The 12,570-nt window shown below is 71.1% G+C and carries 11 protein-coding genes and 2 pseudogenes; 6 read left to right on the top strand and 7 right to left on the bottom strand.

Translation table 11 applies throughout. From position 1 onward, the window contains the following. Positions 1 to 41 precede the first annotated feature (41 nt). On the bottom strand, positions 42 to 1,778 hold the full coding sequence (locus tag ACEPPI_RS10310) for an amidase (protein ID WP_373914924.1): 1,737 nt from the start codon (positions 1,776 to 1,778) through the stop codon (positions 42 to 44). A gap of 256 nt (positions 1,779 to 2,034) precedes the next feature. Here ACEPPI_RS10310 and ACEPPI_RS10305 point away from each other — a divergent pair, with 256 nt between their 5' ends. After that, positions 2,035 to 2,640: a TetR/AcrR family transcriptional regulator gene (locus tag ACEPPI_RS10305; protein WP_373914923.1), complete on the top strand. Its 606-nt coding sequence runs from the start codon at positions 2,035 to 2,037 to the stop codon at positions 2,638 to 2,640. Between the two features lie 206 nt (positions 2,641 to 2,846). On the opposite strand, the pseudogene ACEPPI_RS10300 reads toward ACEPPI_RS10305, so the two are convergent. The 3 genes and pseudogenes from ACEPPI_RS10300 to ACEPPI_RS10290 form a co-directional block, all read right to left on the bottom strand. Next, positions 2,847 to 3,671: pseudogene (locus ACEPPI_RS10300) on the bottom strand (GTP-binding protein); the annotation flags it as partial. 63 nt (positions 3,672 to 3,734) lie between these two features. After that, positions 3,735 to 3,905, bottom strand: coding sequence for a 50S ribosomal protein L32 (gene rpmF / locus ACEPPI_RS10295; protein ID WP_373914954.1), 171 nt, complete (start codon positions 3,903 to 3,905; stop codon positions 3,735 to 3,737). Positions 3,906 to 3,989: 84 nt separating this feature from the next. After that, positions 3,990 to 5,027 carry an alcohol dehydrogenase catalytic domain-containing protein gene (locus ACEPPI_RS10290; protein WP_373914922.1) on the bottom strand — a complete coding sequence of 346 codons (1,038 nt, stop codon included), beginning with the start codon at positions 5,025 to 5,027 and terminating at the stop codon, positions 3,990 to 3,992. Between the two features lie 491 nt (positions 5,028 to 5,518). Here ACEPPI_RS10290 and ACEPPI_RS10285 point away from each other — a divergent pair, with 491 nt between their 5' ends. From ACEPPI_RS10285 to ACEPPI_RS10270, 4 genes and pseudogenes are all read left to right on the top strand, one after another. Continuing rightward, positions 5,519 to 6,325, top strand: coding sequence for a transcriptional regulator (locus ACEPPI_RS10285; RefSeq protein ID WP_373914921.1), 807 nt, complete (start codon positions 5,519 to 5,521; stop codon positions 6,323 to 6,325). A gap of 29 nt (positions 6,326 to 6,354) precedes the next feature. After that, positions 6,355 to 6,633 (top strand): annotated as a pseudogene (locus tag ACEPPI_RS10280) (aldo/keto reductase); the annotation flags it as partial. A gap of 129 nt (positions 6,634 to 6,762) precedes the next feature. Continuing rightward, entirely contained in the window at positions 6,763 to 7,089 is a 327-nt protein-coding gene (locus ACEPPI_RS10275) for a hypothetical protein (RefSeq protein WP_373914920.1), read from the top strand. A 192-nt stretch (positions 7,090 to 7,281) separates the two neighbouring features. Beyond that, on the top strand, positions 7,282 to 8,028 hold the full coding sequence (locus tag ACEPPI_RS10270) for an alpha/beta hydrolase (RefSeq protein WP_373914919.1): 747 nt from the start codon (positions 7,282 to 7,284) through the stop codon (positions 8,026 to 8,028). 216 nt (positions 8,029 to 8,244) lie between these two features. Here the strand turns inward: ACEPPI_RS10270 and ACEPPI_RS10265 are convergent, their stop codons facing one another. The 3 genes from ACEPPI_RS10265 to ACEPPI_RS10255 form a co-directional block, all read right to left on the bottom strand. Beyond that, complete coding sequence (locus ACEPPI_RS10265; protein WP_373914918.1) at positions 8,245 to 9,183, bottom strand: MerR family transcriptional regulator; 939 nt, start codon at positions 9,181 to 9,183, stop codon at positions 8,245 to 8,247. A gap of 150 nt (positions 9,184 to 9,333) precedes the next feature. Beyond that, entirely contained in the window at positions 9,334 to 9,978 is a 645-nt protein-coding gene (locus ACEPPI_RS10260; RefSeq protein WP_373914917.1) for a DUF998 domain-containing protein, read from the bottom strand. A 388-nt stretch (positions 9,979 to 10,366) separates the two neighbouring features. Continuing rightward, positions 10,367 to 11,329: a hypothetical protein gene (locus tag ACEPPI_RS10255; protein WP_373914916.1), complete on the bottom strand. Its 963-nt coding sequence runs from the start codon at positions 11,327 to 11,329 to the stop codon at positions 10,367 to 10,369. Between the two features lie 332 nt (positions 11,330 to 11,661). On the opposite strand from ACEPPI_RS10255, the gene ACEPPI_RS10250 reads away from it, so the two are divergent. After that, positions 11,662 to 12,387, top strand: coding sequence for a dienelactone hydrolase family protein (locus ACEPPI_RS10250; RefSeq protein ID WP_373914915.1), 726 nt, complete (start codon positions 11,662 to 11,664; stop codon positions 12,385 to 12,387). The last annotated feature ends 183 nt before the right edge of the window (positions 12,388 to 12,570 follow it).

Below are 12,570 nucleotides of genomic sequence, written 5' to 3'. Positions count from 1 at the left end.
CGGCCCGGCCGCCATCAGTCTGTCCGCAGGCCTCCGTCAGGTCACGGTGCCGACAGGCGCGGGGTGCGCGGCGGCACCGTGCGCCGGCTGCCGGTCTTCTCGAAGGCCGCCGCGAGGGAGAGCAGGGCGTTGTCGTCGTAGGCGCGGCCCGCGAAGGTCAGCCCGACGGGCATGCCGGTGTCCGTCATGGTGCCCATCGGCACGGTCACGGTCGGGATGCCGAGGTGGCGGGGGACCAGGTTGCCGTTCGCGACCCAGACACCGTTGCGCCAGCCGAGGTCGGCTGACGCCACGTTGACGTCCATGTCCGCGGGGGCCACGTCCGCGACGGCGGGGAAGACCACAGCATCCAGGCCCAGTCCGTCCATCCACAGCTCCAGGTCGACGCGGCGCGTCTCCTCAAGCCCGCGCAGCCCCTGCTCCAGGTGCGGCATGTCGGTGAGGGACGCGTACGGGTGCTCGCGCACCAGGCGCGGGTAGTCGCCGATCGTGTCGTCGAAGCCCTCGTAGCGGTCGGGCAGTTCGCCCTCCTGCTTGGGCCAGATGCGGGTGGCGTCGACCTCGGCCAGGGTGGAGAGCGCCGGGTCGCCGTTGGCGCGCAGGAAATCATCCCAGGCCCAGGCGGACAGGTCCTCGATCTCGAAGGTGAGGTACTCACGGCTGACCAGTCCGCGGGTGAACAGCGAGGGCGCGCCGGGGCGGTCGGACTCGTAGTTGGTCACGACGGGGAAGTCGACCTCGACCACTTCGGCGCCGGCGGCCTCCAGGTCGCGGCGGGCGGCTTCCCACAGGGCGATCACCGAAGCGCGCGTGTCGACGCGCTGCCCGGTCTGGCCGCCGATGCCCCCGTCGGGGTTGGTTCCGGCGACGGGGTCGGCGTTGATGTACATCCGGGGCACGCCGACGCGCTTGCCGGCGAGCGCGCCGGACGCGGCCCCGGCGTCGGCGGGTGCGAGTGCCGGGTACGAGGCGGGGCGTACTTGCGACGGGGAGGGCACTGCCACCCACGGCTGTGCGCGCCACAGGTCCCCGCGCGCGTGCGGGTCGTCGGCCACGATGACGTCGAGCAGTTCGAGCAGGTCGGCCATGGTGCGGGTGTGCGGGACCACGACGTCCATGGTCGGTACCAGCGGCCAGTTGCCACGGACCGAGATCACACCGCGGCTGGGCGTGTAGGCGCACAGCGCGTTGTTCGACGCGGGGGCGCGGCCCGAGGACCAGGTCTCCTCGCCGAGACCGAAAGCGCCGAACGACGCCGCCGTCGCGGTGCCCGAGCCGTTGGAGGAGCCGGAGCCGTAGGCGCTGGTGAGCCAGTCGGGGCTGTAGGGGCTTTCCGCGCGGCCGTACACGCCGCGCTGCATGCCGCCGTTCGCCATCGGCGGCATGTTGGTCAGGCCGATGAGGACCGCGCCGCCCGCGCGCAGCTGCTCGATGGCGAAGGCGTCGCGCTGGGCGACGAGGTGCTCGAAGGCGGGGGAGCCGGAAGCGGCGGTCAGCCCCTTCGCCAGGTAGCTGTCCTTCGCGGTGTACGGGATGCCGTCCAGCGGGCCGAGCGTGGCGCCGCGGGCGCGGCGGGCGTCGGAGGCCTCCGCTTCCGCGCGGGCGTCCGGGTTCATCACGACCATCGCGTTGAGAGCGGTGGCCGTACCGGGCCGGTCGTACGCGTCGATCCGCGCGAGATAGGCGTCGAGCAGTCCGACGGAGGTGGTCTCACCCTTCTCCAGCGCTGCGCGCAGGTCGGCGATACAGGTCTCCACAACATCGAATCCGCGCGTCATGAGGGTGTCTCCAGGGGTGGGTCGGGTCGGACAGGCGGGACGCCGGTGTCGGGGCGGCCGACGGCCGTCGCACTCCCCGCTGCACTGACTAGATTTTCAGTCTAGACTGAAAATCTAACCCTGGGAACGAGGTGAGCTCATGTCGACGTCAGAGACCGGGCCGGCACGGTCTGACCGCCTTCTCCTGCCGGAAACCGTGAGCGGGTCGGCGGGTTCCGAGGCCGGCGCCGCTTCCCGGCCCGCCGTGCGGGCACCGGTGGACAGGAAGCGCCAGCCCAGCGGGGACGAGGCGCGGGGACGGGCGATGCGGGCCGCCATCAGCGTCATCGCCGAGAAGGGCGCCGCGGCCCTGCGGATGTCGGACATCGCCGCGCGGGCCGGCATGAGCACCGGGCACATCCTCTACCACTTCGGCAAGAAGGACCGGCTCCTGCTCGAAGTCCTCGCGTGGAGCCAGGCGGACCTCTGGGCCCGGTTCGAGCAGGCCGCCGACCGGGCCGCATCCCCTGCCGAGAAGCTGGATCTGTTCGTCCGCTTCTACCTGCCCCGCCACCAGGGTGACGAACGCTACGCGCTGTGGACGCAGGTACTGGCCCAGCGCCACGACGAAGCAGGCCGGCACATCCTCACCGCGCTGCTGGACGGCTGGGACGAGCGACTGGAAGCCATCCTCCGTGAGGGCCGGGACCTGGGACAGTTCGCCGACGTGGACCTTCGCGAGTTCACCATCCGGGCCGTGGCCATGCTGAGCGGTCTCTCCGAAGACGTGATGTTCGGACGGTCCCGCTGGCAGGACACCTCGGCGCACGCCTTCGCCCTGTCCGCCCTGGAGCGCGAACTGCGCCCGACCGGGCAGGCGTGACGACGCGTGCAGCCGCTGATCCCGGCGTTCGTGGGACGCATCGCGCTCGTGACGACGGGAACCCGGTGACCGCGGGCCGTGTCACCGGCGGAATCGATCTGGCGCTCTGGAAGTCGTCGACCAGCGAGAATGACGCCGATGTCGGCCGTTGGGCGCGTACCGGGCTGGGCGGTGCCGTGGCTGCGACCACCGCCCGGCCCGGAGTCTCAGGCCGCCGGGGTGGCGTGCTCGTGCTCGCAGGCGTCGTCGATCCCGTACGTCTCCCACGCCGCGAAGTCGTCCTCGGCGGCCGCGGGCTCGCCCGGGTCGAGCAGGCACGCTTCGAGGGCCGCGCGCAGGGCGTCGGCGCGCAGCCCGGTGCCGATGAAGACGAGCTCCTGGCCCCGGGGGGTTTCCGGACCGAGGGCGCCCGAGGGTTCGAAACGGGCCACCGGCCCGGCCTGTGACCACAGGCCGGTCACGCGAGGGCGGCTGGCGAGTCGGAAGAAGCCCTTGGAGCGCAGGATCCGGCCGAAGGCGCCGCTGTCCAGGCCCTTGGTGACGAGGGTCCACAGGCGGCCGGGGTGGAAGGGCCGGTCGGAGCGGAAGACCAGGGAGGAGATGCCGTACTCCTCCGTTTCCGGTACGTGGTCTCCGTTGAGCTCCTTGACCCAGCCGGGGGCCTGCTGGGCCCGTTCGACGTCGAACAGGCCGGTGCCCAGCACCTGCTGGAGCGCCACTCGCCCGTGGACGGCGGGGACGATCCGGGCCTCCGGGTTCAGGCGGGTCAGCGTGGCGCCAAGCCGCGCCGCCCGGTTCGGGGCGACCAGGTCGAGCTTGTTGAGGACGATGACGTCCGCGAACTCGATCTGGTCCATGAGGAGGTCGCTGACGGTGCGCTCGTCGCCGCCCGCCAGCTCCGGCAGGAAGTGGGCCGCGTCGACGACGGTGACCATGGTGTCGAGCCGGGCGAGGTCGCCGAGGGTGGCGCCGTCGTCGCGGGGGAAGGAGAAGGTGGCGGCGACGGGCATGGGCTCGGAGATGCCGCTGGACCCGCGCCGAGGAACCCGGACGGGACGGTGACGGGCGGTCGGTCGTACGTCGTCATCGGCTGCTCAGCCCTCGGGGCGGAGCAGACCGCGCTCGTACGCCTTCACCAGGTGCTGCGGCACCCGGTACACCGAGCCGTCGACCGTGATCGGGACGAGCTGCGGGGTCGTCGCCTTCCACCGGGCGCGGCGGTGGCGGGTGTTGCTGCGGGACATCTTCCGCTTGGGGACGGCCATGGGGACCTCCTGGGTGAGCCGGGGCGTCGTCACCGACACGCTATATGAAAATGGATCCCATTAGCAATAAGTGCTCGCGGGCGGTCACGGGCGCACCACGACCTTGAGGTGGGTGCGGTCGTCCATGGCCCTGTAGGCGTCGGCGACGGCGTCGAGGCCGACCTCGGCGTCGAAGACGCGGCCGGGTTCGATGCGGCCGGCGAGCACGTCCTCGACGGCGGGTTCGAGATAGGCGCGCACGGGGGCGGGGCCGCCGGCGAGCTGTGCGTTCTTCCCGAACAGTGACCCGAAGCCGACGGGAGCCTCCTCGTACTGCGGGACGCCGACCCGGGAGATGATCCCACCGGGGCGCACGATGCCGTAGGCCTGCTCGTAGGCGGGCATCAGGCCGACGGCCTCCAGTACGACGTGGGAGCCTTCGCCGCCGGTCAGGTCCATGACCTTGGCGATGCCCTCCTCGCCGCGTTCCGCGACGACGTCGGTGGCTCCCCACTCCCTGCCGAGGTCGGTGCGGGAGGTGTGGCGGCCCATGAGGACGATCCGCTCGGCGCCCATGCGGCGTGAGGCGAGCACTGCGGACAGACCCACCGCCCCGTCGCCGATCACGGTGACGGTCTTGCCGGGTTCGACGCGGCCCATGTGGGCGGCGTGGTAGCCGGTCAGGTAGACGTCGCTGAGGGCCAGCAGCGACGGCAGGAGCGCGCTGTCGACGTCCGCGGGCAGCTTCACCAGGGTGCCGTCGGCCCGGGGGACGCGGATCGCCTCGGCCTGGGCGCCGCCGACGCCTCCGGCGCCGTACCAGCCGCCGTGCGGACAGGCGGTGTGGAAGCCGTCCCGGCAGATCGGACAGGTGTTGTCGGCGTACGCGAACGGAGAGACGACGAAGTCACCGCGCCCGAGGCCGGTGACGGCGGAGCCGGTCTCCTCGACGACGCCGAGGAACTCGTGCCCCATCGGGACGCCCTCGTCGTTCTTGTCCATCGAGTGATAGGGGTGCAGGTCGGAGCCGCAGACACAGGCCAGGGTGATCCGGACGATCGCGTCCGTCGGCTCGACGATCTTCGGGTCGGGGACGTTCTCGACCCGGACGTCGCCGGGGCCGTACATGAAGGTCGCGCGCATGATGATCTTGCCTTTCGAGGGAATGATGTCCGGCGTGCCGCGTCCCGCGACGAACCGTCCGCCCGCTCCGAGCGAAGCTCCGGCTCCTCGGCCGCGCCGACCGCAGTCGGCTCGTTCCCGCCCCGGTCCGCCATGATCACTCCCATCCGCATCGTTTCCCACGACGACGAAGCCCGCGATGTACACGCGGCGCGCATGCGACTCCCCACAGCTACCGCGCAGCGGCTTCGGCCCTGCAGCGGCTCGCCCGCAGCGGGCGGGCCTTCACCCCTGCCGGCGGTGAGCGGCCAGCCGCTCGGCCCCGCGGGAAGCCGGGCGGGCAAGCTCGTCCCCGACGCTTTCGGCGCCGTGCCGGGAGGGGCGCGCCCGGGGTCTCCGCGTCTTCCCGTCCTGGCGCTTTCCATGGAACACGCTGCACTTCGCGTGGGGGAGTCACCGCTCTACGGGTAACAGCAGTACCTCCCGGAGCGGTCGCCGGCGGACTTATTACGGTGGGAAGACCGACAGATCGACGCACAGGAGGAGTCGCTCATGGCCCCGGATGGCCGGCCGGCGCCGATGCGAGGGTCCCCCCGGGGAAGCCCTGCCCGGGTGTGCGCCCCCGAGCGACGGGATCCGACCGTGACCGGCATCGACGCGGTACTCGAATCCCTAGCAACGAGGCCGAACGCGCTCACCTCTACGATCTCGCCCGCGCCGCCACTCCTCCGGACGGGCCCACGGTGACCGCCTCGCGCGTGCGGCCCACCATCCTGCGGATGCTCGATTCGATGACCGGCGTTCCCGCGTACGTGCGCAACGGGCGCTTCGACATCCTGGCCGCGAACGTCCTCGGGCGAGCGTTGTACGCACCGGTCTTCGACTCGCCGCTGTTCGCCCGGCGCGGCCCGGTCAACACCGCCCGCTTCCTCTTCCCGGACCCGGCGAGCCGCGACTTCCGGACCGACTGGGACAAAGCCGCCGACGATGTGGTCGCCTTCCTGCGCGGCGAGACCGGGCGGGCGCCCCACGACAGGGCGCTGACCGACCTGATCGGCGAACTCACCACCAAAAGCGCGGAGTTCGCCCGACGATGGGCCCGCCACGACGTGAGGTTCCACCGCGCGGGCATCAAGCACCTCCACCATCCGTCGGTCGGCGACCTCACCCTGCCCTACGAGGCGATGGACCTGCCCGCCGACCCGGGCCCGCGCATCGACGTCTACACCCCCGAACCGGACTCGCACGACCAGGAGGCCATCGGCCTCCTCGCCGGCCGGGCCGGCGCCGGCACCGTCGCTGCCTCCGGGAACGACTGAACCGACCACTCACCAAGGAGCACAGCCTCATGCGCTACCGTCCGCTCGGCCGCACCGGCGTCCAGGTCAGCCCGCTCTGCCTGGGAGCCATGATGTTCGGCCCCTGGGGCAACGAGGACGAAGCCGACTCGATCCGGATCATCCACCGCGCCCTCGACGCGGGCGTGAACTTCGTCGACACCGCGGACGTCTACTCCGCCGGCGTCTCGGAAGAAGTCGTCGGCAAAGCCCTCACGGGCCGCCACGACGACGTGTTCCTGGCCAACCTCCCTCCCTGCGGCCAGGGCCATCCGCGAGATGCCGCAGGACAAACCGGACGATAGGCTTGATCGGCCATCAGTACGGCACAGCGGCTCGACCGCTGCCGCGGGTTTCGCAGCCATCGTGCCGCACCGGCCGCACCGGCCGTACCGTCAGCATCCAAGGCAGGTTGAATGATGAACCGGACACGTCGTCTCGCAGCCCTCACGCTCCTGGTGGCCCCCGCACTCGTGGTGGGCCCCACCGTCGCCGCCCATGCCTCGGCCCCCGCGGCTCCCGCAGCCGCGAAGTGCAACGTCGAGGTGGACTCGGCCGGCAAGTACCACGTGTGGGGCCAAGGATTCCCCGCCGGTACGACGGTGACCTACTCCGGCTCCACCTCGGGTTCGGTGCCCATCGACAAGTCGGGACGGTTCGACCTCGGCGGTCTCACCGGAAGCAAGTACACGGTCAAGACGGCAGACGGCAAGACCACGGTCACCTGCACGGCGGTCCACCACTGAGGTAGAGCCCGCGCGAAAACCTGTTGGCGGACCACGGCCGCCCCTGCTAATTTTCCGGAGGCCGTGCGAGAGAACGAGGAGGTGGTACCCGTGAACGCAGTATCGACATGGGTGCTCTCCTCCGGGGTCACGGTCGGGCGATAGGTCGTCCGGGAGCGCCGTTCATGAGCACTCCCGAAAGGCACGACGACCATGCACTTCGACTTCATTTCTGAACAGCCTCTCGACGACGGCGTCCTGGAGCGCGAGTTCACCCTCGGGGAGATCCCCGGCATCCTGTGGACGCCGGCTTGCGCATCCGCATCCGCACCGGTGCCGCTGATCCTGCTCGGCCACCCCCCGCTCGGACTGCGCAAGATGTACCCCCGCCTCGTGGACCGGGCCCGGCACGCCGCGGCGGATGGCTTCGCAGCGGCCACCATCGAGCTCCCGGGAAGCGGCGACCGGCCCCGTTGGGCCGCCGCCGAGCAGGCCCGCGCCGACCTTCGCCAGGCGATGCAAGCCGGCGAGCCGGTCGGCGAAGAGGTCATCGACGCCCTCATCCTGCCGCTCGTAGACAGGGCGGTCCCGGAATGGCAGGCAGCCCTGGACGCCCTCCTGTCGCTGCCCGAGATCGACGGCCCGGTCGGGTACTCGGGGGGAGTGATCTCCATCGGCGTTCGCCTTGCGGTGGTCGAGCCGCGCATCGTGGCCGCCGGACTCTTCGCCGGGAGTCTCGTGCCACGCGCCGTCTTGGAGGACGCCCGCCAGGTCACGATCCCGCTGCACGTCCTGCTGCAGTGGGACGACGAAGGGAACGACCGGCAGGCGTCCCTGGACCTGTTCGACGCCTTCGGCTCCGAGGAGAAGTCCCTCCACGCCAATATGGGCGGGCACACCGGGGTCCCGCAGTTCGCGGCGGACGTTGCGGCCCAGTTCTTCACCCGGCACCTGAGGTGAGGCCGGGACGTCAGGCCGCCACCACCACCGGCGGACGGTAGGCCGTGCCGGCCGGGACGCTCCTCGCCGAGGTCGGCTCCTGGCGCTCCTCCGCGTGTCTGTGCCCGTGCCCGTGCCCGTGCCCGTGACCGTGTCTGTGCCCGTGCCGCGTGCCCCTGCCGACTCGGCAGGGGCACGCGCACCCGATCCCATGAGCTCCCGGCGAAGCCGGCGGCCTCACGGATGCCGGCGCAGGGCCGTGACCAGCCAGGGCTGGAAGGGCAGGTGCCCGGGGAGCACGTGCCAGCCGTTGACGGTCCAGACCAGGCGCCAGTACCGGGCCACGAGAGGGTCGTGCCCCACCGCGAGCTGCCGGGCCATCCATTCCCGCAGGTCACCGTCGTCGGACCGGTCGAGTGTGGCGGCGAAGCGCGCCACGACGGCGTCGACCACAGCGACGGCCACGTCACTCTCCGGTTCGGTTCCCGCGTCCACCGAGGCGGTGGCCGCCTGTCGGGCGAAGCGTAGGAGGTCCGCCGCTTCCTCCGGCGCGATACCCGCAAGGGCGGCCTCGTCGGCGGGCGGGAGCGTAGCCTCGGCCAGGAGCGCGCGGAAGGTGTCGTCCGCGATCAGCTCGGTGATCTCCGCCCACGCGTCGAGCTGCGCGTCGGACGGATCGTCGGGAAGGTGGGGCACGGCAGTGCGCAGGGCGGCGACCGCACTCTGGGCGGCGGGTGTGTCGGCCTGGAGGCCGCTCAGGAAGTCGGCCACCAGGCGGCGTCGTTCGTCGGAGGCGAGACGGGTCAGGCGGTGCATTCGAGTGATCTCCTCGGGAGCGGAACCGCGTCCGGCTATGGAACGCAGGAGACCCAGCCGCGTGCGCAGGGCCCGGATCTGGAGTTCGACGGCGCTTGCGTGCGCGGTGGCGACCTCAGTGAGGGGGAGATCGCCGTCGAGAACGCGGCGGATGGTGGGCAGGCCGATGTCCAGCTCCCGCAGCACACTGATCGTCCGCAGCCGGTCGAGGGCCGCGTCGTCGTAGCGGCGGTATCCGGCGCGGGTTCGCCGGGTCGGGGGCGGCAGCCCGGTGTCCGAGTAGAACCGGATCGTGCGGACCGGGATGCCGGTACGGGTCGAGAGGTCGCCGATCGAGTGCGGGGGCGTCATGCCGTTCATGACGGCAACTCTCCGGTCTCCAGCCACTGGAGAGTCAAGCCGCCGGGTCCGGTCCACCTCTGCCGAAACGGCTGAGCCGGGCGGCGGGACGAAGCTGTTCCCGCGCGGCAGTGGACCTGAGCGCTGGAGTTGCCTCCGAGCCGAGATCGTTCACGACGCGTGTGCCGGAACCACTTCACGCGAACGAAGCCGCACGGGGGAGCGCCCTGACGGGCGGAGGACGCCTCGAACTCCGATGGCCAGCGCCCAGAGGAGGAGAGGAAGAGCGGCGACCCGTTCCATACCTCCCATGCCGAGACCGACGTAGCGGTGGGACAGGAACAGTACGAAGGCCGTGACCGCCGTGACTCCCAGCAGGCTGGTGGACCACCTCAAGGGGGTCGGTACGTGTTCCGCCAGGCCGAGCCCCGCCAGAACGAGACCGACGTTGCCCGCTGCCATGATGAGGAGGGCACCCAAGACATGCTGGTTCTCGTTGACGTCCGCGGGCGCCGACCCGGCCAGGACGAATCCCGCGCCGGCACCGGCGAGCAGCAGGCGGGCCATGGCAGCGGCGCGGCCTCTGCGCCACAGGAAGCCACCGGTCAGCGCAGAGCCGAGAACGAGCAGCACTCCCAGAACGACGAACGAACCATTCATCAGGCCGTGCTCGGGGGAACAGACGTACCGGAGCTCAGGCTCTGGCTGCAGGGCGCAGTGAGCGTTGCCCAAGTCGCTGATGTTGTTCCGCACCCAGCTGTACGGTCTGGCCCACGCCGACTCGACGATCCCGTGGAGAACGAAGAACTGCACCACGCCCACGATCCATGCCGAGTACCCGATCCGGACTCTCACCTGTCCACCTTCCGTCACGTGAATCCCGTGCGGACAGCCGATCACGCGGTGCCGGACCGAGGCACTCCGACGAGCCCCCTGGAACGGGGTGGGGCAGACCCCACCGTGGCGGGGGCACGACCCAGGTGACTTGTCGCCTCGCACCTTCCCGCAGGCTGCGGTCCCGCCGTGGACGGCACACCCGACGTCTTCGAACCGCTTCGCTGACAGCACTCTGGACTCGGGGAACCCGATTCCACAGCGGAGCCCTCCGCCCAGGCCACAGCCCGGGCCTGCGGACGGAACCTTCGCCACACCCTTCGATTGCCAGACCCTGTGACGGCCCCTCCGCTCTCCTGGCGGTGGGCCGTCAAACCCTGTTCCAGGGGACATCCGGCGTGAGCATTTCGTGGATGCAGCGGTGCAGTCCGCGGTGGCGGTCGACCGGCCCGAGCCATGGCACCCGCTGGAGCAGGTCGGCCTGCCGGTCGGTGCCGGGATCGACAAGGAGGCTGCGGAGCTCGCCAGGGACGGGGTCGTCGACCAGGCACAGCCAGGCGAGGCCGGCGCCGACGCGGATCTCGGGCGATCGGCCGGAATCCGACCACAGGTTCCGGGCCCAAGAGGGGGCGTGTTCGTCCTGGTGTTCGCGGGCGAGCTGGGCGATCGCCAGGATCAAGCTCACCCGGGCCACCGGATCGTCCTCCACCGCCAGCCTGCGATGCAGGGCCGAGGAGATGTACGGGATCTCGCCGGTCGCCACCGCCAGGACGAAGGCGGCCGCGGATCGGACCTCGGCATCGGGGTCGGAGAGAAGCGGGAACAGGAGGTGCAGGTCGTCCGTGATGGCGTCGCGGGCGGCCTGGATCGTCCAGTTCACCGGGCACATCGTGGTGCCCTCGGTCAGCGACGGCTCCTCGGTGACTTCGAGAAGGCCTTCACGTGACCCGTCCCCGAGGTGCTGGCTTCGTGCGATCTCGGCAACCAGACGAAGGGTGTCCGCACGGAGCCCGGGAAACCCGGAAGCCGCGATCCGGAGCAGGAACGGCACTGCCAGTGCTCCCACCGCGATCGTGCTGCCCTGGTGGTGCAGGTGGTCCCACAGCTGCCGGAGAGCCCGGCCGGCCGCTTCGGCGTCTTCGGAGGCGAGCATCGCCAGGCGGACGGAGACCTCCTCACCCGGGCCGTGGAAGTGCGCAAACCGCTGCCAGGGGATCTCGTCGTACCTGAACCCGTCCTTCACCTCCCGCGGGATCGCCCCCACGACCGTCCGCATGTCAGATTCCGTGCCCACCCACGGCTCCGGCCACCGGTCCCAGGCGTCGTCGTCCATGGTCTGGCCTTCCCGTCCCCCGACACCATCCGAGCCCCGGGAGTCTAGCGGCCGGTGATCAAGAGCGCGGTCCGCTTCGGCCGCACTCCGGTGGCACCGCACCACGGTGACGTCATGTCTCGGGTCCCTGCTCGCTTTCCGAGGAGCGGTCACACACGGTTGCCACGAACGCCCCGATCACACGGATCAATTGGACGCCTCGGCTGTCTGTCTTCAGCAACCGATTGGCGACAGATGACGCCTGCCCTGGAGGCCAAGGCGAGACAGAGCAAATATCCGCCGGTGGTGAACACCCGTCCGAGCGGACTTGCCGGTCGCTACAGTCCAGTCGCATGACTACGGTCACCACGCGTACGGTCGAATACCCGGCCGACAACATGACGATGACCGGGCACCTCGCGCTCCCGGCCGGGGCCGGTCGTCGGCCCGCAGTCCTCATCGGGCCCGAGGGCATGGGGCTCAGCGACGTCGAGCGCCGCCGGGCCGAGGCCCTGGCCGAGCTGGGGTACGTGGCGCTGGCCTTCGACCTGCATGGCGGACGCTATGTGAGCGATCCCGAGGAGATGCTGGCCCGTTGCCTGCCGCTGCTCGCCGACCCCGACCGGATGCGGCGCATCGGCCACGCGGCGCTCGACGTGTTGCGTGCCGAACCGCGGGTCGACCGCGACCGCATTGCGGCTGTCGGCTACGGCACCGGGGGCGCCATCGCGCTGGAACTCGGACGCGACGGCGTCGACCTGCGCGCGATCGGGACGGTCAACGCACTGACCACGGGCCGACCGGACGAGGCGGCACGCATTCGCTGCCCGGTGTGGACCGGAGTCGGTTCGCAAGACCCGATCATGCCGCCGGTGCAACGGGATGCGTTCACAGCCGAGATGCAGGCCGCAGGCGTCGACTGGCGCCTCACGGTCTACGGCGGGGCGCTGCATGCCTTCCACCACCCACCGGTCGACCACCCGGTGCCCCCCGGCGTCGGCTATCACCCGCGGCACGCCCAGCGAGCTTGGCGCGACATCGTCGACCTGCTCGCCGAGTGCCTGCCCCTATCGGACTGATCCGGTCGGCTCCCGACACCCACTCCTGCCCGCCTCCTGATGGCTGGACGAGCCCGCCGCCGTCAGTGCGGACGGCCCTGTGGACACGCGGTTCGGATGCTCAGGACCGGCCTGCCGGGAGGGAGGTGGGAATGGACGGGAGTTCCGGGCCTGGTTTGACCTTGAAGGAGAGCAGGGGGCGGC

It is taken from the genome of Streptomyces sp. AB3(2024) (assembly GCF_041862025.1).
Classification (GTDB): domain Bacteria; phylum Actinomycetota; class Actinomycetes; order Streptomycetales; family Streptomycetaceae; genus Streptomyces.
This window is presented reverse-complemented; position numbering and strand designations above follow the sequence as displayed.